This window comes from Halogranum gelatinilyticum, assembly GCF_900103715.1.
GTDB classification, from domain to species: domain Archaea; phylum Halobacteriota; class Halobacteria; order Halobacteriales; family Haloferacaceae; genus Halogranum; species Halogranum gelatinilyticum.
On sequence record NZ_FNHL01000001.1, the window covers coordinates 1,083,557 to 1,106,720 of the forward strand.

The following is a 23,164-nucleotide window of genomic DNA, read 5'->3' on the forward strand; positions in this document are numbered from 1 at the left end:
TCTCGAAGGGAATTGAACCACGGTCGCTCCCGTTCGCTTCGCTCACCTCCCGCTCTCTGGTTCAATTCCCGGCCGGTGCATCTTCTAAGCGAACTCGAACGACGAGCCCCGCGGTTCGGCGAATCACGGTTTTTCAGCTCCGCGACTCGCCAGAATCACGGCCGATAATTGCCACCGAACGTATAAGTGGCCGCTGTCGAGAGTCCACGGCAATGAATCGGAGCGACCGGGTTCTCCTCGCGGTGGCGTGTCTCGTCTGCGTCGGCGTCGCCGTCTCCGGCGTCGTCGACTTCGGGAGCGCGTCCACCACCCCAGTACCCGGCTCCGGCAGTGCCGACGTCACCGTCGACGCCGCCCCTGACGACATCCAGTTCGTCGAGGGGCGGTTCGACTCGGGAACCTACCATCTCGAATCGTCGCCGGGAGCCGTGACCGCCGAGCGTGTCACGGGTAACCCAGTCGTGCGGCTCACGCTCGACATCCCCGCGTTGAGCCACACCGACACGACGTTCTACGAGCTACACGGTCGGGAGGATGAGACCCTCGAACTGACGTTCACGAACGCCGAGTTCAGCCCCGACCGCGTGACCCAAGCGGATTACAACGCAACGCTGGGCATCTGGCTCCAGGAGTCCGGCGGGGAGTTCACCGCGTTGTATCAAGAGCGTGTCACCGTCGAGGTGCAGCGGTGAGCACCGCCGACCGCGTCGAGCGACTCGAGGAACTGGACGCCGAACTCGATGCGTTCGCCCGACGGCTCTTCTATGCCGTCTTCGGCGACCGAATCGGTGCCGCCGTCTTCCTCGGCGCGCTGTTGTTCTTCGCGCTCTACTGGCGCGTCGAGTTCCTCTCGACGGACAACTATATGCACGTCAACACGCTGCTGTCGGTTTCCGACGGCGGCCTCGCAATCGACCGGTTCGTCTACGGGCCGCCGTCGGGCGAGACACCCGCCATCCACTACTTCCGGGGACAGGTCTACGGCGACAACTACGGACTCATCCTGTCGTCGTTGCCCGCGTTGTACGTGTTCCGCGCGGTCTCGTTCGCCGTCGACCTCCGGGTCGCGCTCGCCGGGCTCTGGTCGCTCGGCCTGCTCGGCGTCGTGGTCCTCGTCCGGTCGCGGACGAACCGTCCCGAAGCCGTCACCGTCGTCGGAAGCGCGCTCGCGCTCCTCGTCTTCCTCGGCAACGTCGCCGTCTCTGCCGGCCCAATCGACCCCTACTGGCACCCCCTGTTGGCACTCCAGACGACGTCGATGGCCTTCGCGGCACTCATCGCCGTCCTACTCTACCGGCTCGCGAGCGACCTGTACGGCCGTCGCGTCGGCACCGCCGCGGGTCTCGCGAGCGCGCTCGCGACGCCGGTCGCCTTCTGGGCAGTCGTCCCGAAGCGACACAGCGCGACAGCGTTTTTCGCCGTCCTCGCACTCTACGCGTTCTACCGGAGCCGTGCCGGGACGACCGTCCGCGAGGAGACGACTTTCCGCGCGGTCACCTACGCGTCGGTCGGTCTCTGTACGTGGTTCCACTCGGCGGAGGCGCTGATCCTCCTCGTCGCACTCGCTCCCGTCGACCTGCTGACGGCCCGGCACAACCGTCCGAAGCAACTCGTTGTCGTCGGCGTCGCGTTCGCCGTCTCGATGCTGCCGTTTCTCGTGACGAACTACGCGATCACCGGCAATCCCGCACAGCCGCTCCGGCTGCTTCCGAGTTACACCGGCCAGCCGCTCGCGGCCGACCCGGGGGCGTCGTCGACGGCATCCGGGAGTGGCGGGGCTGCCACCTCGGGCGGTGGGACCGCCGCCCCCTCCACTGCCGGTGACGGAGCCACGGGCGGTGCCACGACGGGAGACGCCACTCCGTCCGGTGGCTCTTCCGCGGGCCAGGGAGAGTCTCCGGTCTCGGGGCGGGGAGTCGTCGGTTCCTTCGTCGCTCGCGTCGTCGCACTCCTCACCGCCGTCGTCGGCGTCTCCACGGAGAGTTTCGCGACAGTCGTCGACGGCGTGGACTACTTCCAGTCGCGGCTGGTGAGTTCGATGCGCGTCGTGACTGACACCGACCGGCTGACCGAGGTCTTCCTCCGGAGCGGCTACCGGCCGAGCCTCCGACCGCGACAGGACCGTGCGGTCAACCTCTCCGTCCTGGAGTCGATGCCGCTGCTCGGCGCGCTCGTCGCCGTTCCGGTGCTCGCCGCCCGCCGGACCTCGCGCGCCCGGCTCCGGCGACTCGCCCGCACGCGCCGGACGCTCTCGCCGGTGGCCGCGACTGATCTCCTCGCGCTGGTCTACGTCGCGGTTCTCGTCGTCTTCTATCTCCGGTCGCTTCCGTTACACCACATGCTCACGGTTCGGTATCTCCACCCGCTGTACCCGTTCGGGATGTACGCCCTGGTCCGGCTCCCGGCCGTCCGCCACGTCGTCGAGGGCCACGGGGCACTCCTCTGGCGGTCGTATCTCGGGAGCGTCGTGGCCGGGACGGCCGCGTATCTCGGCGCGTTGGCCGTCTTCGACACGGTGCAGGGTGAGGCGGTGCAGCTGTACGCCGTCTGTGCGTTCGCCGTCGGCGTGGCTGTCGGCGTCTGGGCACTCGTGTCGTCGCTACGCGGCCCGTCCGGTCGGGAAGAGACGCGACTCCAGCGGGTCGGTACCGTCGTCCTCGGCGTCGCGGCCGCGGCGATGACGGTCTATCTCCTCGTCGCTGGCGTCGTCCTCTTCTCCGTTGCGGGCGACTTCGTCCTCCCGGTCTCGCGCGCCGTCAGCGACGCGCTCGTCGGCGTCAACCCGTTCCGGTGAGTTTCGACACTCCCGAGAGACGGACTCTCCGGCCGACGCTAGATTCATGCTCTCTGACGGCGTACTACTGTCGTCATGTTGACCCTCATACCACTGTTCGGTCCCATTCCGGGCGGTCCCGAACTCATCATCATCCTCGCAGTCATCGTCCTGCTGTTCGGCGCGAACAAGATTCCGAAGCTGGCGCGCGCCAGCGGGCAGGCGATGGGCGAGTTCCGCCGCGGCCGCGAAGAGATCGAACAGGAGATCAAATCGGCCGCGACGTCCGTGGAGACTGACGCCGCCGACGAGCAGACGGCCGTCGTCGACGACCTGTCCACGGACCGAAGTACCGAACGCGCCGCGTAAGCGTCGGAGACCGTTTTTCTACAGTTCGATGCGCTCGACGAGCTGGTCGTCACCTTTCGTGTTGATGGCGACGATGCGGATCTCGTCTTCCAGCCGCGAGTTCCGGAGCTTCGCCTTCAGGAGGTTGTCGACCTGGTAGACCCCGGCGGCGTTGACCATCTCGATCTCGACGAGCACCGGGACGCCCTCGCCGGGCTTGAGCGAGACGCTGTTGATGGCTTGACTGGAGAGCGTGTTGATGCCGCGGCCACCCTTCTCGTAGGGGATGCGCGAGCGGCCGCGCTCCATGTCGAGAGCGTCGGCGACGCGGATGACGCCCGCCTCGGTCGTCAGGGGGTCCTCCTCGGTGTGGTGACAGAGGATGGCGTGGAGGACTTCGGCCTTCATGTGGACGACCTCGGCCGTATCGTAGAACTGCGGAAGGAAGCGGTCGAGCAGGTCGGCCGCGAGCGGGATGGAGTAGTAGGCGTGGCTGTCGCGGTGGACGACGTGGCCGATGTCGTGGATGGTCGCAGCGAGCGCGATGATCACTGCCTCGTCTTCCTCGGGGAGCCCCTGCTGCTCGGCACCGTTGAACTCGACGCCACCCGCCTTGAGCAGGTCGTAGAGCCGCAGTGCCCGGTTACGGACGATCTCGATGTGCTTCGGGCCGTGGTCGTTGTATCCCTTGCGGGTGACGGCGTTGACGTTCTGGGCTTCGAGATAGGTGGTGATCTCGACGTCGTTTTCGATGGCGTGAAGGACTTCGTTCAGCTTCTCGTCGGGGAAGGCGTGTTCGGCGTCGGGGTCGTAGCTTCGCGCGCCGTTGACGTCGCTGTCGTCTTCGATATCGCTACTCATCACTTAGACTTCTCGGGGCTGTGAGAAAAAGTCCGCGGACACCGATCAGTCTGCTGACTGGCGGGGGGACGCGGCGGCGACGGCGGCCTGCTCGACTTCCTCGTAGTCGGGTTCGACGCCGGGGTCGTCGCTGACCCACGAGTACGTGATCTCGCCGTCGGCGTCGACGACGAAGACCGAGCGTTTGGCGACGCCGTAGTAGCCGAAGTCGGCGAAGTCCATCTCGATGTCGTAGGCATCGATCAGCTCCTTGTTGGTGTCGCTGACGAGTCCGAACGTGAGGTCGTTCTGCTGCTTGAACTCCTGTAGGGCGAAGGGGGTGTCGACGCTGACGCCGTAGACCGTCGCGCCCACGTCCTCGAAGGCGGTGAGTTCGTCCTGGAAGGTACACATCTCGTCGGTGCAGACCGAGGTGAACGCGCCGGGGAAGAAGGCGAGCACGACCGGTGCCTCGTCGTCAAGCAGTTCAGAGAGCGTCTTCGGGCCGATCTCGTCGGTTACAAACGGTGCGGTAAAGTCGGGTGCGTCGTCGCCTACGTCAACCATGGCGCAGGCTACAGGTTCCCGAAGGATTACCTTTCTGTTTCCGACAGTCTGTGTGACACGGACTGATGCGCTCTCGGTCTCCGGACCAGCCGGTTCCACCGCTCGGAGTCGAGAGAGAATCGGCCTCTGCGAGCAAAAAGCCTATAATTGAGACATGGTTACGCTGGGGTAGAGATGATTGACACCGTGATTCCGCTGTTCGGACCGATCCCTGGCGGCCCGGAGCTCCTCATTATCCTCCTGGTGCTCGTCCTACTGTTCGGCGCAAACAAGATTCCGAAGCTCGCCCGGTCGACGGGGCAGGCGATGGGCGAGTTCAAGAAGGGCCGCGAAGAGGTCGAGGACGAACTCAAGGAGATGCAGGAGAAGGGCAAGGATTCCGTCACCCCGGACACCGACGACGACGACGAGACCGAGGTCGCGGCCGACACCGAGGCCGACACCGAGACCGAGAAGACGAACAACTGATTCTGCCCGCCGGATTCGGGCCGAACTCCCTCTCCTGAAGCGCACGCTTTTCAGCCACGGTTTCGTACGGCCGATGGGGCGCGTGGCCTAGTGGATAGGGCGAGAGGTTCCTAACCTCTCGATCGCGGGTTCGAATCCCGTCGCGCCCGTAGACTGTGTCGCGAGCGTAGCGAGCGACCAGTCGAGTACCTCGCGGGATTCGCAACCCTACGAGACGAGTGAAGCGAGTCTCGTTCCGGTTCGAATCCCGTCGCGCCCGCTTCAGTCATCAAGAATTTTGCCAGTCTGACACGAACACAGTGTCGATGGGTGACGGATATCCGTCGGATTGGGACCGCAGGCGGAAGGCAGTCTACCGGAAGGACGACTATATGTGTCAACACTGTGGTCGGAAAGGTGGCCCAAGAGGGAACGCCGAGTTACATGCGCACCATATCGTTCCCAAAAGCAGAGGGGGGAGTCACGAACTGGACAACTTGACCACACTCTGTCAATCTTGTCACAGTGACGTCCACGGCCACCCTGTCGGTGGGAACACGGCCACGGCAGGCAACGAGAACGACTGGTCTTCACTTGCAGTTCTGATCGCAATACTAGGCGCGTTGGCGTTGTTCGCAGCTGTTCTCGAATTCCCTCTCATTTTGTTGTCCGTCGGTGGAGAGACAGCGATTATCTTTTTTCTCGTCGGGTTCAGTGTTGTCGTGTTATACTCGTTGTATTCCGGTGATCTCTCGAGACGAAAGACGAAGCTTCTCTTCGTCTCCGGTGCCCTTCTCCTGTTGGTGTCATTGGGACTGTACGTGAGTCTCTGGAACAAGGCAGTGTACGAACAGATGTACCTGGTACAGCACTACCCGCAGATGAGTTCTAAATGTCACACGCACGTTAGGGCGTGTATCGGTGACACCATCGACACTCCATTTGACCAAGAGAACACGTCTGTCGCAACGGTGATATGGCTCGCGGGAGTGATCCTGTTTCCGCTCGGAGTACGCTCTGCATTCAACCGACAAGGAGACGAGTCAACGAACTGATTATGTCACTCCGACGACCTCAGATCGAATCGTCTTACTGGAAAGTCGGGTTCTGAATCCTTCGCTGTCCACTCGTTTCGCGGTGTCGCCTCCGTTTGAAAAGCGACATGGTATTTCTGGAAAACACGAAATTCTGTTGTTACAGAGCTTCTGAAGTCGACATTACTTTACGTGAGACTGTCCGGACACGACGTAATGACGTCGCGACACGTGGTAACGCTCTGTCTCGTCGTGCTCGTCGCCTTCGCTGGCTGTGCGGGCACGGTCGGCACCGGCGACACCACGTCGAGCGAGACCGACACGGGAACCCCGGTCGCGACTGCATCCGACACACCGACCGACCCCGAGCCAACACCAACGTCGTCACCGACCCCGGAGCCAACGGCGACAGCGACCGCAACGCCCACACCCGAGCAAACGACGACGGCTACAGCAACACCCGAACCAACGACGCCGACACCCACAGCCACTCCAACACCGACAGCCACCCCAACACCGACGCCGACAACCACTCCGACGCCGACAGCCACTCCAACACCCACAGCCACTCCAACACCCACAGCCACTCCGACGCCGACAGCCACTCCAACACCCACAGCCACTCCAACACCCACAGCCACCCCAACACTGACGCCGACAGCCACTCCAACGCCGACGCCGACAGCCACTCCAACACTCACCCCGGACCCCTCGGGTTCGACCGACCCGGACGACCCCGGCACGACGACGTACACCACGAGTAGCGAGACGATTCGCTCGGACGAGGTCGAGGCACACATCCACGCCGAGGTCAACGAGGTCCGCGCGGCGAACGGCTTGTCGGAACTCGGTTACGACGACACGGTCGCGTCGGTGTCGCGTGCGCACAGCGAGGACATGGACGCCCGCGAGTACTTCTCGCACACCAACCCCGACGGCGAGCGGCCCTGGGACCGCTACGCGGACGTAGCCGACTCGACCTGTTCGGCTTACGGGGAGAACATCGCGCAGAACTGGGTCGGCGTGACCGTCCGCACCGACGACGGGAGCGAGCGGTACGAGACGAGCGAGGAGATCGCGGCGGCCATCGTCGAACAGTGGATGAACTCCGACGGCCACCGTGCGAACATCCTCTCGACGAGCTACGAGACCGAGGGTCTCGGCGTCTACATCACGGCCGAGGGGAAGGTTTACGTGACGCAGAACTTCTGCGGCTGACCCCGATTTTCCTGTTCTCGCCCGTCCGACAGGACTGATTTTCCGACTCTCTGCGGGAGAAGACTTTTTTACTGATGCGGGCCAGTGGTTCCCAATGGCTACTGACGACGCCGGTGGTCCCGACACCGGGCACGACGAGGGGACCGCCGACACAGGGCAGTCGTCGGGGACGACCGGAGCGCCGGAAGCGACGGCCACGGCCGCCGCAGTCGGCGAATATACGTGGCGCGACTATCTGGAGGAGTACGGTCCCGAGGGTGCCGCAGAGACACTCTACGCTGATCTCGGTCCCGTCCCCGGAAGCGACCGCTGGGACGCCGAAGACGGGCCGCAGACCCCCACCGCCGCGGACTGGGAGCGGACAGCCGTCGACCCCACGGCCCACTTGGGCTTTCATCCCGACGACCTACCCGTCCGACTCGGACTCGGACAGCGCAACGCACGCACGCTCCACGAGTCCTTCGAGGAGTTCTGCGACCCCGCGACCACGCCCGTCGTCAAGGACGTGTGGCTGTGGGAGCACTACAAACGCGAATACTACTACGAGGACGACGGCTCGGCACCGACCGACGCCGAAGGAGAGAAGGTCGAGTTCGACGCGGCCGACGCACTCGGCTTCGACCCGAGCGTCCTCGACAACGCCCTCGCGCGGGCGAACGACCGCGCCGAGGAGTTGAGCGAGGTCGTCGACGAGCGGACCGTCGACATCCAAGACGACATCGACGAGGACGCCTTCTTCTCGTCCGGCGACGGCGTGACGACCGTCGCGAACCGCTACGACCTCGAGAAGGCGGTGCCGATGGAGAAGAAGACACATTTCCGTGAGATCGAACGGTACTGGGTCAACGAACCCTACGCGTTCGTCGTCGTCTTCCAGTCGACGAAGGAGAACGAGAAGAAGTACTACGTCGTCGAACCCTACCTCAACAGAATCGAGTCGGACCTCGAGGAGTTCCTGACCGGGAAGCTCAGGACCGCCATCAAGTACGCCGACGAGGACCTGTCCGACGGTGGCGAGGACTCTCGGCGGACCGTCATCCAACGCGAGACGCACCGCCTGCTCGACCGCTACGACCTCTACACTCGGACGCGCGACAGCGGCTTCGCGAACGAGCTCGCCGACCAACTCGACATCGAGGTCGGGACAGACGGCACCGTGAGCAAGTTCTTCCGGATGCTCGGCTACCAGGACCCGGAGGCCGAGGCGGGGAACCTCGAGGGCATCTCGGTCCGGCCCGAACCCGTCTTGCTCGAGGAGAACGCCGACACGCTCTCGGAGTACCAGGTCGACAAGCTGCTCTACTTCCTGACGCGGGACTTCATCGGCTACGAGCGCATCGACGCCATCAAACAGGACATCAACGTGGAGGACATCTCCTGTGACGGCTACAATTCTCCTGTTTTCGTCTACCACGGCGAGTACGAACAGATCATCTCGAACGTCTTCCACGGCGAGCAGGAACTCGACGAGTTCGTCGTCAAACTCGCCCAGCGGTCCGGGAAAGGCATCTCGAAGCGACGGCCCCAGGTCGACGCCACCCTCCCGGACGGCTCCCGTGCCCAGCTCACGCTGGGCCGAGAGGTCTCGGACCACGGGACGAACTACACCATCCGGCAGTTCAAGGACGTCCCGTTCACGCCGCTGGACCTCATCAACTGGAAGACCTTCTCGCTCGACGAGATGGCCTTCCTCTGGCTCTGTATCGAGAACAACAAGTCGCTCATCTTCGCTGGCGGTACCGCTTCGGGGAAGACGACCTCGCTGAACGCGGTCTCGCTGTTCATCCCTTCGAACACGAAGATCGTCTCCATCGAGGACACCCGCGAGGTCGAGCTCCCCCAGCGCAACTGGATCGCCTCTGTCACCCGGCCGTCGTTCTCGGACGACGACAAGGGCGACGTCGACGAGTTCGACCTGCTGGAGGCCGCGCTCCGCCAGCGGCCCGACTACATCGTCATGGGTGAGATCCGTGGCGAGGAGGGACGGACGCTCTTCCAGGTCATGTCGACGGGTCACACCACGTACACGACCTTCCACGCCGACTCGGTCGGCGAGGTCCTCAAGCGGTTCACGACCGACCCCATCAACGTCTCGAAGACGATGTTCACCGCGCTGGACCTCGTCTCCATCCAGACCTCGACGCGGGTGCAGGGTCGGAAGGTCCGCCGGAACAAGTCTCTCACCGAGATCAACCACTACGACGCCGAGAACGACGAGATCAACGTCCAGGACGTCTATCAGTGGCAGGCCGAGACCGACGAGTTCCTGAAGATGGGCGAGTCGAACACGCTGGACGAGATCATGTTCGACCGCGGCTGGAACCGGGAGACGCTCCAGAGCGAGATCTTCCAGCGGCAGGTCGTCCTCGCCTACCTCATCGTCGAGGGGCTGAACACCTACACGCAGGTCGCCGCGACCTTCCAGGCGTTCATCAACGACCCCGACACCATCCTCGGGCTGATGGCGACCGACAAGCTCGAACGCAGCCTCGAAGACCTCCGGGAGATGGAGTCGGTCCTCATCGACATCGACCCCGATAAGGAGGAGATGGTCCCGCGGCCGGACCCCACCGACGAGATCCTCGCGGAAGCGAAGGACCTCCTCGCACGCGCAGAGGACGAACTGTTCGCCGAGTACCGCGACGCCGACGTCGACGCGACGAACCTGGCCGACGCGCTCGGCGACGTCCAGCCCGCCGCCGACGTCGCCGCCGAACCCCGCGATTCAACGGACTCCACGGATTCCAGCGAACCCGCCGGACCGGCACTCGGTGCGTCCGACGACACCCCGACGCTCGACGCGGGCGACGAGACGCCTGCACTGGACGACGCTGACGGCCCACGGGCACTCGATGCGGGCGACGGACCGCCCGGACTGAACGGCGGTGGCGAGCAGTCGGCCGACGACACCGTCGCCGCCAACGGGTCGGGTGAGCACGCCAGCGCGGACGGAAACGGCACGCCGAGCGAGGACGACGGGTTCGCGGACTTCGACGACGTCGATGCCGACAGCGTCGACGACCTCGACGAGACCGAGGACGAAGACCTACTCGACGGTGTCGACGGGTTCGACGTCGATAGCGCAGACGACGACTCGGACGATTCGGACGACTCGGACGACGACGAGTCCGTAGACGACGGTTGGACGTTCGGTGTCGACAACGGGGAGGACGGATGAGCCTCGACTCCGAGGCGGGCGGACTCGGCCGTGGCACCGACGCCCTGAGCGACGCCTTCTACCCGCTGTTTCGCCGCCTGTTCGACACGGACGGCGAGTTCGTCGGCGACGTCGAGGAGAAGCTCGCGGAGGCGCGGATGTCCGATACGGTCGAACTCTATCTCTCGCGAGCACTGGCAGTCGGGACGCTGAGCGGGCTCGCGCTGTGGCTCGTGGGGACGCTTCTGGCCTACGTCGTCTTCGCGGTCGGCCTGCTCACCGCCGAGTCGCTGTCGTTGGGTGCGCGCATCCCGAACGAGGCACTCGTCGAGTTTATCATCGCCGTCAAGGTACCTGCGACCATCGGCTTGACGGGGCTGTTATTCGGGTCGCTCGGCTTCGCAATCGGCTTCGGGACGCTCGTCACCATCCCCTACTCGCGGGCGTCGGCGCGGAAACGCGAGATCAATATGCTGCTCTCGGACTCCGTCTCGTTCATGTACGCCCTCTCCGTCGGAGGACTGAACCAACTCGAAGTGTTGGAGGCGATGGCGAAGGCCGAAGACACCTACGGCGAGGTGGCTCTCGAGTTCCAGAACATCATCAACGAGACGGAGTATTTCGGTACCGACTACCGGACCGCCATCCGGAATCAGGCGATGGAGACCCCGAGCGACGAGCTGAGTCAGTTCCTCGTCGATATGCTTTCGATCATCAACTCCGGCGGCGATATGCAACGGTTCCTCGACGACAAGAAGGACAAGTACATGCGGACGGGCAAGCAGCAACAGGAGCTGACCCTGGAGACGCTCGAACTCTTCGGCGAGATGTATATGACGCTCTCGTTGTTCCCCCTGCTTCTCATCATCATCCTCGTCATCATGAGTATGCTCGGCAACGCCGACGACATCATGCTCTACGGGACGGTCTACGGTCTCATCCCCATCACCGGCGTCGGCTTTCTCGTCCTCGTCTCGACGGTGAAACAGGACGAGACGGGCGACGGCTATCTCAGCCCCGCCGACTCCAGTGCCCGCCTCGACGACACCCGCAAGGAGGGACTGATTCACCTCGGCTTCGTCGAGAGCTTCGTCGGCGAGTACCGCGTCTTCGACCGCATCAAGTCCCGCGAAGGGACGTACAAGACGAAAGAGTTGCTCCGGAAGCCACATCTCTTCTTCCGCGACAACCCAGTGTTCACCCTCGTGTTGACGGTCCCGGCGACAGTGGCCGTCCTCGGTGCCGCCCTCCTCACGGGGGCCGCGCCGACGACGTGGGAGGGGATGGTCGGCGCGCCGGTCTGGGGGACCTTCCTCTGGGTCTACGTCCCGGTCTACATCGTCGCCATCCCGCTCGCGGTCTTCCACACTTGGAACGTCCGCTCGCGGGCCGCCATCATCGGCAAGCTCTCGGACAACCTCCGGAAGCTGGCGAGTGCGAACGACACCGGTCAGACGTTGCTTGAATCCATCAAGTCCACCTCGGAGACCTCCTCGGGCAAACTCGCCGACGAGTTCGCCATCATGCACGGGAAAGTGCGGTACGGGATGAGTCTCAAGGAGGCGCTCGTCGAGTTCAACAACAAGTACCACATCCCGCGACTGGCCCGGACGGTCAAGCTCATCACGAAAGCACAGGAGGCCTCCAGCCAGATTACGGAGGTCCTCTCGACCGCAGCGCAGGCCAGTGAGAACCAAGACGACATCGACCGCGAGCGGAAGTCCCGCACGCGGATGCAGGTGGTCATCATCATCATGACCTATCTCACGCTCCTGGCCGTCATGGCCATCCTGAAGACGCAGTTCCTCGACGTGATGGCCGGCCTGACCGACCAGGCCGGTAGTGGCGGTGGCGGCGGTGCAGCCGGCGGCGGCGTCAGCTTCGGTGGCGGCGTCGACCCGAACCTGCTCTCGGTGTTGTTCTTCCACGCCGTCACCCTGCAGGCCATCCTCTCCGGGTTCATCTCGGGGTATCTCACGGACGCCGACATCGTCTCGGGCGTCAAGTTCGTCGTCGTCCTGCAGACAATCGCGCTGCTCGTCTGGATGGTGGTCGGATGAACGACAGAGGCCAGACGACGCTCGACTACGCGATGGGGATGGGAATCTTCCTGGTCGCCATCGTCGGCGTCTTCGCGTTCCTCCCGTCGATATTTACGCCGCTCTCCGACGGGCCGGGCACGCACGCCATCGTCGCCGACCGCAGTGCCGACCAGTTGAGCGAACGGCTCCTCGTCGAGTCGGTGTCGCGACCGTCGGTACTCGACGAGCGGTGTACGGCCGCCTTCTTCGACGGCAACACCCCGGCCGCGTGTCGGTTCGACGAAGCGGGTGATAACCTTCGGGACGCATTAGGGGCTGGACCGTTCACGAACGTCAACGTCACAATCGAGAACCCGAACGGGATCCGAACGCTGTCGAGCGGTGGCACGAACGTCAGACTCGCGGCCGGTCCACGCACGCCGACGACGGGGAGTGTCGTCACCTCCCGTCGCTTCGTCTCGCTCGCCGGTGAGAAGAACCAGCTCTACGTCTCGGTATGGTGAGACAGATGCGTGCACAAGCCCATACACTCGAAAGTTTCGTCGCTGCACTGCTCGTCGTCAGCGTCGTCCTCTTTGCGGTGCAGTCGACGGCGGTGACGCCGCTCTCCGCGAGTACCTCGAACCAGCACATCGAGAACCAGCAGGGGACGGTCGCCAACAACCTGCTGACCGTGTCGGCCGCGGACGGCACGCTCCGTCGTGCGGTCACCTACTACGACGAGAGCCGGTTCGAGGGGGCGACCGACCAGGGGTTCTACGCGAACGGGGGACCGCCGAACGCGTTCGGTCGCGCGCTCAACGAGACGTTCGGCGATGAGCGCGTCGCGTTCAACGTGGCCGTCCGGTACCATCTCGTCAACACCACCGGCCCGGTCGGCGAGGTCAGGATGGTCTACATGGGGAAACCGAGTGACAACGCGGCGGGGGCGACGAAGACGATCTCGCTCTACGACGACACGCCGCTGTCGTCTCGCCCGACGACTGTCTCGGAGGCGGCGGACGAGGGGTCGTTCTACGCCGCCGACGTCTCCCCGGACTCGAAGCTGTTCAACGTCTTGGAGGTGCACATCGTCGTATGGCGGATGTGAGCATCCCCCGCGACGTGGCCGCCGCCGACCGCGGGCAGATGATCCTCATCGGCGGACTCACCATCGCCGTCGCGATCGTCGTCCTCGCACTACTGGTGAACTCCGCTATCTACACGCAGAACGTCGCAACGCGCGGGACCGACGTCGGTGGCGACGAGGCGATCGAATACCGGAACACCGTCGACTCGGCCGTGACGCACCTCGTCGTCTCGGAGAACAACGACCGCGAGCGTCCGTCCGCGACGCCGGTGGACAACATGAGCGTCGCCATGAAGGAATTAGACCGAATGTTCGCCGAGAACTATCTCAGAACCGGTGCCCACGTCGACATCGAACGCGACTCTCCCGACTACACGTCGAACGTCTCGGAGGGGCGGTGGATCGTCCACGACAACGACAGCCGGGAATTCACCGGTGCGACCGGACCCGGTAACTGGACGCCGGTCAGCGGTGCCGAGGGGATTCGGTCCTACCGGATGCAGTTGAACGGTGGCAGTCTCGCGTCGACGACGACTCCCGGAGCCGACGCGTTCCGCGTCGTCGTCGACGATGGCGGCACCAGCCAGTGGAAGCTCTTCGCCTACCAGGAGGCGGGGACGACGAAGCTGGCCGTCCAGAACGCCTCCGACCCGTCGCCGACGCTCGACGTCTGTTCGCCGTCGACGGATCCCACTATCGACCTCACCAACGGCACCGTCGACGGGACCAACTGTGCGGCCCTCGACTTCGCCAACGGCGTCGATCAACCCTACGAACTCCACTACGAGTATCCGGCACGCGCGACCGGAACGTACGAGTTCATCGCCAACACGACGACGACAGGCGACGTCAACGCGGATGCCGCCAGTGGTTCCCCGTACTCCCTCGAAGGGGTCTACGGCGTGGAGGTCAACATCGTCTACGAGACATCGTCAGTCCGATACCACGCGCACGTCAGCGCGGTTCCGGGTGAGAGCGATGCGTAGCCGAATCCGTGGGAGTTCGACAGCACTCGGCTACGTCATGACGCTCAGCATCACCGCGGTGCTCATCTCCGGGCTGCTCATCAGCACGGGCGGTGTCGTCGAGGACCAGCGCGACTCGGTCGCACGGGACGAACTCGACGTCGCCGGGCAACGCCTCGCAGCGACGCTCATGTCCGCCGACCGACTCGCCGCGAGCGGCGGCGAAGACGTCCGCGTTCAGATCCAACTCTTCGACAGCGTCGTCGGCTCGCAGTACTTCGTCGAGGTGGACAGCTCCGCCTCGGAGCTCGTCCTCAGGTCCGACGCAGGCGTCACAGTCCGGGTCCGGTACGTCACGTCGCTGGACGTCGTTATCGACGGTCCCGTCGCCGGAGAGATGGTCGTCGAACTCAGTGACGACGGGAGTACGTTGGAGGTGCGTCCGGCGTGATTGACCGTGCCCAGTCCGAGACGCTCGGCTTCGTCTTCGTCTTCGCGATCATCACGATGTGTATCGGGACCGTCTACGTCGTCGGGATGCCGGGACTGAACGACGCCCAGGACGCGGCCCGCGAAGAGAACATGGTGCGGGCATTCGACGTGCTCGACAACAACGTCGAGGACCTCCGACAGGAAAACGTCCCCAGTCGGGCGACGGAACTCAAACTCACCGGCGGTAACCTCGGCGTCGGCCAAGAAGTACGGATAACGGTCAACGTCACCAGCTCCGTGGACCCCAGCCGAACTGACGAGTATGCCATCTCGACACAGCCACTCGTGTACCGCGAGGGCGATTCGGCGATCGTCTACGAGAGCGGTGCCCTGTTCCGCTCCAACAGGGACGGCGCGTTCATGTACTCCGACCCCGCCTGGCTGGTCGACGACGACCGGATGGTCGTCCCGTACGTCGTCACCTACGCCGGGAGCGGCCGGTCGGGTCTCGGTGGCTCGTCGACGGTACTCGTGGTCGCCCAGGGCGGCGAACCGGCGGTTCAGGGCCGGTTCGAGTCGGGAGCGTCCGAGGAACTTGACGTGCGGGTCACCGTCGATTCACCGCGTGCGGGAGCGTGGCAACGGTATCTCGAATCGAAGGGGTTCACGGGCTGTACGCCGTCCGCCGGAAGCGTCACCTGTACCCGGACGACGAACGCAGTGTACACCTCGTATCAGACGATCGAACTCTCCTTCCAGCAGTAGACGGCCGTCGGCTCTCGCCAACGGCCAGGGGCGAGCTCAGGGGTCAGGTCGCGGTGACGTTGACTTCCGAGACCGAGACGTGGAGATACGTGAGCTTCGGTGCGTTCGACCCGTATCCTTCCAACGGGTTCTCACGCTTCAGGGCTTCGTCGAAATGGATGCCGACGCCGTTCGGAACGTTCGGCACCTGTCCGACCAGTCCCCCGTAGACCTGCGCCTGGTTCGAGACGGAGATCTGCGCGCCCGACTCGTCACCGGTGCCTGGCCCGTAGATGACGCCTTCGAACCGTGCCTGGTTCGCCAGTCCCGCTTGCCCGTTCGGGTTCAGATACACCCAAAACTGCGGCGAACGCTGCGCCGGAACGTCGACCGTACCCTGGTTGCTCTGGTGGTAGGAGTTCTCGACGTAGAGCCGAGCGACGCCGTCTCCCTTGACCGTTATCGAGGTGTCCCCCGAGAGTCCCACGCTTCCGTCGACGACTATCTCGATGTCGCCGTTGGTCGTATCCAGGACGACCTCCTCGTTCCAGAGATGGAGGTCGTCGAAGTAGTAGAGCCCCGATTCGAGAGTACAGTCGCTGTCGCAGACGAGTTGGTCGTTTGCGGCGTCGTAGTCGTCGTCCGTCGTGGTCGTGTTCTTGGCCGCCGCACGACGCTCGTCGATGACCCACTCGACGCTCTCTAACTCGGGGATGTCGGCGTTCTGCCGCTCCCACCCGTTGACCTCTGCCTTGTTGGCCTTGCTCACCGTTCCGGTGTACGAGAGGTTGCCGGTGATGAGTGCTTGGTTGCTCATCCAGATGCTTCCGCCCGTTTCGAGGTCGCCCTCGACGGTCGCTTTGTTGCTCATCGTGACGTCACCGGCCGCGATGATCGACGTCTGTTTCGCCGCGCTGGTCGCGTACGTCCCGTCCCCGATCGACGAGTTGTAGCTGTCGACGACGACGCCGTTCGCGAGATGGAGCGACCCACCGGCTCCGCCCGAGACGATGCCACCGCTGACGGCCGGACTCGACCCGGGGACGACGAGCGTCAGTGTGACCCGCTGGTTCGAGTCGTCGTAACTCACTGTTCCACCCGTCCGCTCCTCGAAGAAGCGGCCCCACGCACGGTAGTAGTCACTTTCGACGATGACGTGTACTTCGCCGCTACCCAGCGGATTCCGTTCGTCGGCGTTCGCAGCGTTCGGCAGCGGGAACTTCGGCACCGGCTCGCCCGCACGGGTGATCTGTGCGCGGGAACCCAACGTCCCGTCACCCACCGGAACCACGAGCGGGAGCGTGAGCGTCTTGTCACGGTAGTGGAACTCCGGTGGTGAGACCATCGTCGAGCCGGACGTCGTCTGCCGCCAGACGCCGCCTCCCTGGTAGGCGATGGTCTCGTCGCCGTTTCTGTACGCGACCGACCCGAACGACCGGTTCATGATCTCTCTCACGGACCCGCCGTTCGACACCGTTACCAGCATCCGCCCGGTGTCGTCTTCGACCGACACGGTCGACCCGCTGCCGCCTGGCAGTGCGACTTCCTGTGACGGCGAGTCTCCGTGTGCGACGAGACTCGTCCGAGAGTCGAACTCGGTCATCGCGTGTTCCGCGCTCTCCACTTCGAGCTGGTGCTCGGAGTCCGCGAGCGTCTGTGACCCGAGCGCGACGATGGTGCCCGCTCCGAGAACCGTAATCGCGAGCAGCAACACCACCCCGATGACGTCCGACTGTCCTCGGCCCTCCCCAGCAGGCCGATTCGTATGTGCCCGTCGGACGTTCTCTTTCGACATCGTACATTCTCTGGAACCGAACAGTTAAAAATACCGTGCTTAACCCCGGTCGAAATCGAGCTTTTGGTCGGGATTGTGGTCATATTGACCTACTCGTGCGTCGCGGGCGACGTGACTTGGGGACGAGACTGTCGGAATCCGAGTGTGGATTTGACGGTTGCGAGAACCAAGCCGCTGAATACAGGGCGCGAGTCGGTCACCACGATCGGAGAGCGTCTCCCCTACGGCCGGATGTCCGCGCGCCGCAGGAGTTGGGCGTTCACCGCCACGATGACCGTACTCACGGACATCAGGACCGCGCCGAGCGCGGGCGACAGGAGGATACCTACCGGAGCCAAGATACCCGCAGCCAGCGGCACCGCGAACACGTTGTATCCCGCGGCCCACACGAGGTTCTCCTGCATCTTCCGGTAACTCTGCTTGCTGAGGCGCACGAGTGCCACCACGTCACGGGGGTCGTTCTCCACGAGGACGACGTCCGCAGACTCCACCGCGACGTCGGTGCCGGAGCCGATGGCGATACCCACGTCCGCACGCGTCAGTGCCGGTGCGTCGTTCACGCCGTCACCGACCATCGCCACCAGTCGACCCGCCCGCTGGAGTTCGACGATTTTCTTGTCCTTGTCTTCGGGCAACACCTCGGCGAAGTAGGTGTCGATACCGAGGTCTTCGGCGACCGCACGAGCGACAGCCTCTGAGTCACCGGTCAGCATCGCCACCTCGATGCCCATCGCGTGAAGCGCGTCGATGGCCTCGCGGCTCTCCTCGCGGACGACGTCGGCGAGGGCGACGGCACCGACCACCTGTTCCCCGTGGACGAGGTAGACGACACCGCGCCCGAGCGACCCCATCTCTTGGGCGAACGATTCGATGCCCTCGCTACGGTCGAGAGCCAGTTCACGGAGGAGGTTCGGCCCACCGACGTACACCTTCTCTTCGGTGCTCCCTTCACCGCCGACCAGTGCCGTGTCCACCTCGACCGTCGCGCGGACACCGCGGCCCTCCAGTGCCTCGAATTCGGTCGCGGTAGGTACGTTGAGGGCTCGCTCCTCCGCGTGTTCGCGGATGGCTGCGGCAATCATGTGTTCGGAGTCGCCCTCGGCAGCGGCCATCAGCCGGAGGACGTCGTCCTCGTTCCATCTATCTATCGTCGCTACCTCGACGACCCCCTGTTCCCCCTTCGTGAGCGTCCCAGTCTTGTCGAAGACAACCATGTCGAGGTTACGGGCCTCTTCCATCGCGATGCGGTCGCGGACGAGCATCCCGTTGCGGGCGGCCAGCGAGGTATTGATGGCGACAACCAGCGGGACGGCCAGCCCGAGCGCGTGTGGACACGCGATGACGAGGACGGCGACCACCCGTTCGACCACGGTAAGTCCGAACCCGACGGCGACCGTCCATGTGACAGCCGTGACGACCGCGGCCCCGAGCGCTCCGTAGAACAGCCACCCGGCCGCGCGGTCGGCGAGTACCTGTGTCCGTGATCGGCTCTGCTGGGCCTCCTCGACGAGACGCATGATACCCGAGAGAGTCGTCTCCTCGCCCGTTGCGGTTACCCTGATCCGGAGACTCCCGCTCCGGTTGGTCGTCCCGCCGATGACCTCGTCGCCCGGTGTCTTCTCGACGGGCGCGGACTCTCCGGTGACCATCGACTCGTTGACCTTCGACTCGCCCTCCGCAACGACGCCGTCGGCGGGGACGTTCGCCCCCGGCCGGACGAGAACGAGATCGCCCTCGACGAGGTCAGCCACTGCAACCTCCTCCGTTTCGCCTGATTCGGTGACTCGCTCTGCGGTGTCCGGCATCAGGTCGGCCAGTTCGTCGAGCGCGCCCGACGCCCGCCGGACGCTTCGCATCTCGACCCAGTGGCCCAGCAGGAAGATGACGATGAGCGTGACCAGTTCCCAGAAGAACGGTTCACCGATACCAGAGACGACGACGGCGATGCTGTAGACGAACGAGACAGTGATTGCCAGCGAGATGAGCAGCATCATTCCGGGTTCGCGGTTGCGTACCTCGACGGCACCCATCCGCAGGAACGGGACACCCCCGTAGGCGAAGACGAGGACGCCGAAGACGGGAGCGATGAACCCGCTCCCGGGGAACGAGATCGCGCTGAAGCCGAGCCACGACTGGAGGGACGCGCTGTAGTAGAGGACTGGAATCGCCAGCGCGAGGCTGACGAAGAATCGACGTCTGAACATCGCCTCGTGGTCGGAGTGGTCGACCATCGCGCCGTGGTCGTGCCCCCCATCGTGGCCGTGTTCCTCGTCGGTATCAGCCGTGCTGTGGGCGGCGTGTAGTGCCCGCTCGGCACCCGTTCCGTCGCGTGTCGGGCGGTAGCACTCACACACCCGGCACCCCGGACACGCGTGGTCCGTGCGCCGCTCGCGGTGGGCGTGGGTGGCGTGTTCGGCGTCGTCGTGAGCTGCCCGATGGTCGGCCATCGGCGTCACTCCGACTCGCCGAGCCGTTGACGGCGGCGTTCGAACTCTTCATCCGAGATGTCGCCGCGAGCGTACGCGATTCGGAGTTCTTCGAGCGCGGGGTCAGTTGACTCGTCGACCACCCCGGACAGACTCCGGTAGAACAGGTAGCCGAGTCCCCCGATGAGGACCAGCGGTATGACCCACATCATGACCCACACCCACGACCCGCCGCCAACGCCCCACATCCCAGTGTCGGCCATGTGGCCCCAGCCCCACATCCCCATCATTGGCATCATGAATGCCATGCTGAGGATCGGGAGGAGGATGATGGCTGCGACGACGAGCAGGAGCGTTCTGGTGAGAGTTTCGTTCTGTGTCATGGTCTGGTATTGGAAACGTGTGTTTGTCGGCAGTGCTCAGGTACTGGACGTCCAGTCAGGCGAATGCCTCGTACCCTGCGTCTTCGACGGCGGCCACGAGGACGGCGACGTCCGCGTCACCATCGATTGCTGCCGTCCCTGCGGACCGGTCGACGGATACCGTGGTCACACCGGGTACGTCCTCGGTGGCCTCGGCGACGGTTCGCTTGCAGTGTCCACCGGATATGCCTTCGATGTTCAGGGTGGTCGACATACAGGTAGAAGTACGTCGGGGAACACTTTGCCTATTTCCCCACCATACCCAAAGCCGTAGAGTCGAGAGAAGAGCGGCACTACTGGAAAGTTATGTGCCCAATGACGGGGTAGGGCATCGGATTCAAGAGTGGTGTAGATGGCGATACCAAAGTCTCTCCGTGAGAGTAGCGAGGTGAACCCGTTGCCGGTACTGCGCACCCGTCTCGTGTACTGATAGCAGTCGCTCGCTGTCGCGAGCGACAGAGAATCATGGACTCGCCGGGATTTGAACTACGTGAAGACGGTCCTGCTCGTCTCGCTACGCTCGACTGCGCGGGCTGCGACTTCTCTACTTCAAATCCCGCCTCGTGTCGGCGAATTCGCGACGCAGACTCCTCGCTATCGCTCACGGCTTCGCCGTTCGCTTTCGAGGTCGCTATGCGACCTCGCACCGCTCGTCGTGTAGCGTCGCGAAAATCGTGATGGACTCGCCGGGATTTGAACCCGGGGCCTCTCCCATGCCAAGGGAGTGATCTACCCCTGATCTACGAGCCCTCGAACGCACTCCTGTCTTCTTGGGATGTATTAATAAGGGCTTCGACTTCCGCAGTGGCGAGCGAGTCGCTCACACGCACGAAACCGCGGGACTGCGAGCCGACGGCGCGTCGGTGGGGACGCCGCCGTATCACGTCGATTTTCGACCACAGAGTGCGCGTTCAGCGGGTCGAAAGCCCCGAAAAGCCGAGAATGCTAACGATTTTACTACCTCAGAAACGACTGTGAGCCATGAGCGAAGAATCTGGGCGTCGGAACCTTCGCATGCCCGACGACGACGAACTGTTCGCGGTCGTCACGAATATGCAGGGGCACGGCCGCGTCACGCTCCGCTGTAACGACGGGAAAGAGCGGATGGGTCGCATCCCCGGCCGGATGCGGAAGCGTATCTGGATCCGCGAAGACGACATCGTCCTCTGCGAACCGTGGGACTGGCAGGACGAGAAAGCCGACGTCACCTGGCGCTACGAGAAGTCCGAGGCCGACCAGCTCCGCCGCGAAGGTCACATCAACGTCTGAGATGTCGCTCCTTTTCGCTCTCTTACCCCGCCCGTGACAGCCTCGCAGCGTTGACAGATTTATAACCCGAAGCGGTCATCTATGGGCATGGTCGACGCACAAGCCCTCCTCGACTCCAAACTCGCGCACGTCATCGCCATCGTCCTCGGTCTCGTCGGCGTCGCGGCGTTCGTCACCACCTCCGCGGCGACGAGCTTCTGGTTCTGGATCTTCTACGGTCTCGCGTGGCTGACCTTCTTGGACCTCTTCGACGACGACGAGGCGTTCTGGAGCCTCTTCCGCGACGACTCGGACTCCGAGAAAGCGTCCGAACCCGAACCCGTCGCCGAGGTCCCCGGTGAAGACCCCCTCGAAACGCTGAAACGCCGCTACGCCGAGGGCGAGATCGACGACGACGAGTTCGACGACCGGCTGGACCGACTCGTCGGGACGCCGGATACGCTGAAGGAGTTAGAGGCGGAGCGGAGTCGGAGCTAAACCCCTGCATCTCCGTCTCGCGGATGGGTCTCCTGACACAGACTCTTCGCTATCGCTCACGGCTCCGCTGTTCGCTTTCGAGGTCGTAAGTGACCTTGCACCGCTCGTCATGCAATGTCGAGAAAACGTGGGTGGACTCGCCGGGACTCCCGCGAGCGAACGGAGTGAGCGAGGGGGAGTAAGGCGAGGCCACTGAACGAGTTGAGCGCAGCGAAACGAAGTGAAGTGGACTCGCCGGGATTTGAACCACGGTCGCTCCCGTTCGCTCGCTTGCGCTTGCTCACCTCTCGCTCCCTGATTCAAATCCCGTCTCGTGTCGGCGAATTCGCCGACACAGACACCTCGCTATCGCTCGTCGTGTTGTGTCGGCAGAATTCTAGTGGACTCGCCGGGATTTGAACCCGGGGCCTTTCCCCTGCCAAGGGAACGATCTACCACTGATCTACGAGCCCTCGTCGTTGACAAGCCCCCGGTACCTAAAGGACGCTTCGGTTTGGCTGCCCGAGAAGTCGAAACCGTTTAATCCGTGAGTCGGGCACAGATAGATGGGAACAGCGCAGCCGCAAATCTGACTCGCCCGTTTGGGCTTGGGATTGCGGTAGTGCTCCCGAGAGCCGTCACTGGCGGCTCTCGGACACGCTATCCTGCGGTCTGTGCGTTCCAACTCAATACAATGGCACGAATGCACACCCGCCGCCGTGGCTCGTCCTCTTCGGACAAGCCGGTGGCAGACGAAGCCCCCGAGTGGAGCGACGTCGACGCCGAAGACGTCGAAGCACGCGTCGTCGAACTGGCAGAGCAGGGTCACGACCCCGCGGTCATTGGCCTGAAGCTTCGCGACGAAGGCGTGAAGGGCACGCCCGTCCCGAACGTCAAGCTCGCGACCGGCAAGAAGGTCACCGAGATCCTCGAAGAGAACGATGCCGCCCCTGAGCTGCCGGAAGACCTCCGCAACCTGATGGAGCGCGCAATCCGTCTGCGCGAGCACGTCGAAGAGAACGGTCAGGACGCGCAGAACAAGCGCGCCCTCCAGAACACCGAGTCGAAGATCCGCCGTCTGGTCAACTACTACCGCGGCGACAAGCTCGACGAGGACTTCCGGTACACGTACCAGAACGCACGCGAACTCCTCGAATAGA

23 protein-coding genes and 3 tRNA genes are annotated in these 23,164 nt (G+C 64.0%); 17 read left to right on the forward strand and 9 right to left on the reverse strand.

All coding sequences use genetic code 11. From position 1 onward, the window contains the following. The first annotated feature begins 212 nt into the window (after nt 1-212). From BLR57_RS05580 to BLR57_RS05590, 3 genes are all read left to right on the forward strand, one after another. Nucleotides 213-692, forward strand: coding sequence for a hypothetical protein (locus BLR57_RS05580; RefSeq protein WP_089694957.1), 480 nt, complete (start codon nt 213-215; stop codon nt 690-692). Further along, nucleotides 689-2,794, forward strand: coding sequence for a hypothetical protein (locus BLR57_RS05585; RefSeq protein WP_089694959.1), 2,106 nt, complete (start codon nt 689-691; stop codon nt 2,792-2,794). Before BLR57_RS05580 ends, BLR57_RS05585 begins: the two co-directional genes overlap by 4 nt. Nucleotides 2,795-2,869: 75 nt before the next feature. Next, a complete protein-coding gene (locus tag BLR57_RS05590) occupies nt 2,870-3,142 on the forward strand; it encodes a Sec-independent protein translocase subunit TatA/TatB (RefSeq protein ID WP_089694960.1) in 273 nt (90 codons plus the stop codon). Nucleotides 3,143-3,160: 18 nt separating this feature from the next. Here the strand turns inward: BLR57_RS05590 and BLR57_RS05595 are convergent, their stop codons facing one another. Continuing rightward, complete coding sequence (locus BLR57_RS05595) at nt 3,161-3,982, reverse strand: HD domain-containing protein (protein ID WP_089694962.1); 822 nt, start codon at nt 3,980-3,982, stop codon at nt 3,161-3,163. A 45-nt stretch (nt 3,983-4,027) separates the two neighbouring features. Further along, nucleotides 4,028-4,528, reverse strand: a complete 501-nt coding sequence (locus BLR57_RS05600; protein WP_089694965.1) for a redoxin domain-containing protein — start codon at nt 4,526-4,528, stop codon at nt 4,028-4,030. Between the two features lie 177 nt (nt 4,529-4,705). Between BLR57_RS05600 and BLR57_RS05605 the strand changes: the two genes are divergently transcribed. The 3 genes from BLR57_RS05605 (at nt 4,706) to BLR57_RS05615 (ending at nt 6,030) form a co-directional block, all read left to right on the forward strand. Beyond that, on the forward strand, nt 4,706-4,996 hold the full coding sequence (locus BLR57_RS05605; protein WP_089695551.1) for a twin-arginine translocase TatA/TatE family subunit: 291 nt from the start codon (nt 4,706-4,708) through the stop codon (nt 4,994-4,996). Nucleotides 4,997-5,072: 76 nt separating this feature from the next. Continuing rightward, nucleotides 5,073-5,145 (forward strand) — tRNA-Arg (locus BLR57_RS05610). Between the two features lie 156 nt (nt 5,146-5,301). Next, complete coding sequence (locus BLR57_RS05615; RefSeq protein ID WP_089694968.1) at nt 5,302-6,030, forward strand: HNH endonuclease; 729 nt, start codon at nt 5,302-5,304, stop codon at nt 6,028-6,030. Nucleotides 6,031-6,197: 167 nt separating this feature from the next. On the opposite strand, the gene BLR57_RS19275 is transcribed toward BLR57_RS05615, so the two are convergent. Further along, a complete protein-coding gene (locus BLR57_RS19275; RefSeq protein ID WP_170830565.1) occupies nt 6,198-6,809 on the reverse strand; it encodes a hypothetical protein in 612 nt (203 codons plus the stop codon). Between BLR57_RS19275 and BLR57_RS19280 the strand changes: the two genes are divergently transcribed. The 8 genes from BLR57_RS19280 to BLR57_RS05655 all read left to right on the forward strand — a co-directional run bounded on the left by BLR57_RS19280 (nt 6,808) and on the right by BLR57_RS05655 (nt 15,657). Next, nucleotides 6,808-7,227 (forward strand): CAP domain-containing protein, encoded by a 420-nt coding sequence (locus tag BLR57_RS19280; RefSeq protein WP_280140442.1) that lies wholly within the window; start codon nt 6,808-6,810, stop codon nt 7,225-7,227. The genes BLR57_RS19275 and BLR57_RS19280 overlap by 2 nt on opposite strands. A gap of 94 nt (nt 7,228-7,321) precedes the next feature. Beyond that, the gene (locus tag BLR57_RS05625) at nt 7,322-10,405 is read left to right on the forward strand and encodes a type II/IV secretion system ATPase subunit (protein WP_089694972.1); all 3,084 of its coding nucleotides are present in this window, start codon (nt 7,322-7,324) and stop codon (nt 10,403-10,405) included. After that, nucleotides 10,402-12,444: a type II secretion system F family protein gene (locus BLR57_RS05630; protein ID WP_089694974.1), complete on the forward strand. Its 2,043-nt coding sequence runs from the start codon at nt 10,402-10,404 to the stop codon at nt 12,442-12,444. The genes BLR57_RS05625 and BLR57_RS05630 overlap by 4 nt, the downstream gene beginning before the upstream one ends. Further along, nucleotides 12,441-12,929, forward strand: coding sequence for a DUF7287 family protein (locus BLR57_RS05635; protein ID WP_089694976.1), 489 nt, complete (start codon nt 12,441-12,443; stop codon nt 12,927-12,929). The genes BLR57_RS05630 and BLR57_RS05635 overlap by 4 nt, the downstream gene beginning before the upstream one ends. Before the next feature lie 5 nt (nt 12,930-12,934). Continuing rightward, nucleotides 12,935-13,516: a DUF7288 family protein gene (locus BLR57_RS05640; RefSeq protein ID WP_089694978.1), complete on the forward strand. Its 582-nt coding sequence runs from the start codon at nt 12,935-12,937 to the stop codon at nt 13,514-13,516. Then, the gene (locus BLR57_RS05645; protein WP_139173281.1) at nt 13,504-14,481 is read left to right on the forward strand and encodes a DUF7261 family protein; all 978 of its coding nucleotides are present in this window, start codon (nt 13,504-13,506) and stop codon (nt 14,479-14,481) included. Before BLR57_RS05640 ends, BLR57_RS05645 begins: the two co-directional genes overlap by 13 nt. Continuing rightward, nucleotides 14,474-14,911: a DUF7266 family protein gene (locus BLR57_RS05650; protein ID WP_089694982.1), complete on the forward strand. Its 438-nt coding sequence runs from the start codon at nt 14,474-14,476 to the stop codon at nt 14,909-14,911. Before BLR57_RS05645 ends, BLR57_RS05650 begins: the two co-directional genes overlap by 8 nt. Further along, nucleotides 14,908-15,657 carry a DUF7289 family protein gene (locus tag BLR57_RS05655; RefSeq protein WP_089694984.1) on the forward strand — a complete coding sequence of 250 codons (750 nt, stop codon included), beginning with the start codon at nt 14,908-14,910 and terminating at the stop codon, nt 15,655-15,657. The genes BLR57_RS05650 and BLR57_RS05655 overlap by 4 nt, the downstream gene beginning before the upstream one ends. 43 nt (nt 15,658-15,700) lie before the next feature. Here BLR57_RS05655 and BLR57_RS05660 read toward each other — a convergent pair whose 3' ends face one another. The 5 genes from BLR57_RS05660 to BLR57_RS05680 form a co-directional block, all read right to left on the reverse strand. Next, a complete protein-coding gene (locus tag BLR57_RS05660) occupies nt 15,701-17,431 on the reverse strand; it encodes a DUF7289 family protein (protein ID WP_089694986.1) in 1,731 nt (576 codons plus the stop codon). Between the two features lie 221 nt (nt 17,432-17,652). Further along, a complete protein-coding gene (locus BLR57_RS05665; protein ID WP_089694989.1) occupies nt 17,653-19,878 on the reverse strand; it encodes a heavy metal translocating P-type ATPase in 2,226 nt (741 codons plus the stop codon). Between the two features lie 5 nt (nt 19,879-19,883). Beyond that, on the reverse strand, nt 19,884-20,240 hold the full coding sequence (locus tag BLR57_RS05670) for an SHOCT domain-containing protein (RefSeq protein WP_089694990.1): 357 nt from the start codon (nt 20,238-20,240) through the stop codon (nt 19,884-19,886). A 55-nt stretch (nt 20,241-20,295) separates the two neighbouring features. Then, the gene (locus BLR57_RS05675; RefSeq protein WP_089694992.1) at nt 20,296-20,493 is read right to left on the reverse strand and encodes a heavy-metal-associated domain-containing protein; all 198 of its coding nucleotides are present in this window, start codon (nt 20,491-20,493) and stop codon (nt 20,296-20,298) included. Between the two features lie 464 nt (nt 20,494-20,957). Next, nucleotides 20,958-21,029 (reverse strand) — tRNA-Ala (locus BLR57_RS05680). Between the two features lie 231 nt (nt 21,030-21,260). Here BLR57_RS05680 and eif1A point away from each other — a divergent pair. After that, nucleotides 21,261-21,548, forward strand: a complete 288-nt coding sequence (eif1A, locus tag BLR57_RS05685; protein ID WP_089694995.1) for a translation initiation factor eIF-1A — start codon at nt 21,261-21,263, stop codon at nt 21,546-21,548. An 87-nt stretch (nt 21,549-21,635) separates the two neighbouring features. Continuing rightward, complete coding sequence (locus tag BLR57_RS19595) at nt 21,636-22,025, forward strand: SHOCT domain-containing protein (protein WP_211603154.1); 390 nt, start codon at nt 21,636-21,638, stop codon at nt 22,023-22,025. 380 nt (nt 22,026-22,405) lie between these two features. Here BLR57_RS19595 and BLR57_RS05695 read toward each other — a convergent pair. Continuing rightward, nucleotides 22,406-22,477, reverse strand: a tRNA-Ala gene (locus BLR57_RS05695). 221 nt (nt 22,478-22,698) lie between these two features. Between BLR57_RS05695 and BLR57_RS05700 the strand changes: the two genes are divergently transcribed. Then, the gene (locus tag BLR57_RS05700; protein ID WP_089694997.1) at nt 22,699-23,163 is read left to right on the forward strand and encodes a 30S ribosomal protein S15; all 465 of its coding nucleotides are present in this window, start codon (nt 22,699-22,701) and stop codon (nt 23,161-23,163) included. The last annotated feature ends 1 nt before the right edge of the window (nt 23,164 follow it).

Excerpts from the sequence above, each read along its gene's own strand:
- BLR57_RS05635 (WP_089694976.1), top strand. The coding sequence starts at position 12,441 with ATGAACGACAGAGGCCAGACGACGCTCGACTACGCGATGGGGATGGGA.
- BLR57_RS05625 (WP_089694972.1), top strand. The coding sequence starts at position 7,322 with ATGGCTACTGACGACGCCGGTGGTCCCGACACCGGGCACGACGAGGGG.
- BLR57_RS05580 (WP_089694957.1), top strand. The coding sequence starts at position 213 with ATGAATCGGAGCGACCGGGTTCTCCTCGCGGTGGCGTGTCTCGTCTGC.
- BLR57_RS05630 (WP_089694974.1), top strand. The coding sequence starts at position 10,402 with ATGAGCCTCGACTCCGAGGCGGGCGGACTCGGCCGTGGCACCGACGCC.
- BLR57_RS19595 (WP_211603154.1), top strand. The coding sequence starts at position 21,636 with ATGGTCGACGCACAAGCCCTCCTCGACTCCAAACTCGCGCACGTCATC.
- BLR57_RS05600 (WP_089694965.1), bottom strand. The coding sequence starts at position 4,528 with ATGGTTGACGTAGGCGACGACGCACCCGACTTTACCGCACCGTTTGTA.
- BLR57_RS05700 (WP_089694997.1), top strand. The coding sequence starts at position 22,699 with ATGGCACGAATGCACACCCGCCGCCGTGGCTCGTCCTCTTCGGACAAG.
- BLR57_RS05645 (WP_139173281.1), top strand. The coding sequence starts at position 13,504 with ATGGCGGATGTGAGCATCCCCCGCGACGTGGCCGCCGCCGACCGCGGG.
- BLR57_RS05665 (WP_089694989.1), bottom strand. The coding sequence starts at position 19,878 with ATGGCCGACCATCGGGCAGCTCACGACGACGCCGAACACGCCACCCAC.
- eif1A (WP_089694995.1), top strand. The coding sequence starts at position 21,261 with ATGAGCGAAGAATCTGGGCGTCGGAACCTTCGCATGCCCGACGACGAC.
- BLR57_RS05650 (WP_089694982.1), top strand. The coding sequence starts at position 14,474 with ATGCGTAGCCGAATCCGTGGGAGTTCGACAGCACTCGGCTACGTCATG.
- BLR57_RS05595 (WP_089694962.1), bottom strand. The coding sequence starts at position 3,982 with ATGAGTAGCGATATCGAAGACGACAGCGACGTCAACGGCGCGCGAAGC.
- BLR57_RS05670 (WP_089694990.1), bottom strand. The coding sequence starts at position 20,240 with ATGACACAGAACGAAACTCTCACCAGAACGCTCCTGCTCGTCGTCGCA.
- BLR57_RS05590 (WP_089694960.1), top strand. The coding sequence starts at position 2,870 with ATGTTGACCCTCATACCACTGTTCGGTCCCATTCCGGGCGGTCCCGAA.
- BLR57_RS19275 (WP_170830565.1), bottom strand. The coding sequence starts at position 6,809 with ATGTGTGCCTCGACCTCGTCCGAGCGAATCGTCTCGCTACTCGTGGTG.
- BLR57_RS05660 (WP_089694986.1), bottom strand. The coding sequence starts at position 17,431 with ATGTCGAAAGAGAACGTCCGACGGGCACATACGAATCGGCCTGCTGGG.
- BLR57_RS05615 (WP_089694968.1), top strand. The coding sequence starts at position 5,302 with ATGGGTGACGGATATCCGTCGGATTGGGACCGCAGGCGGAAGGCAGTC.
- BLR57_RS05675 (WP_089694992.1), bottom strand. The coding sequence starts at position 20,493 with ATGTCGACCACCCTGAACATCGAAGGCATATCCGGTGGACACTGCAAG.
- BLR57_RS05640 (WP_089694978.1), top strand. The coding sequence starts at position 12,935 with ATGCGTGCACAAGCCCATACACTCGAAAGTTTCGTCGCTGCACTGCTC.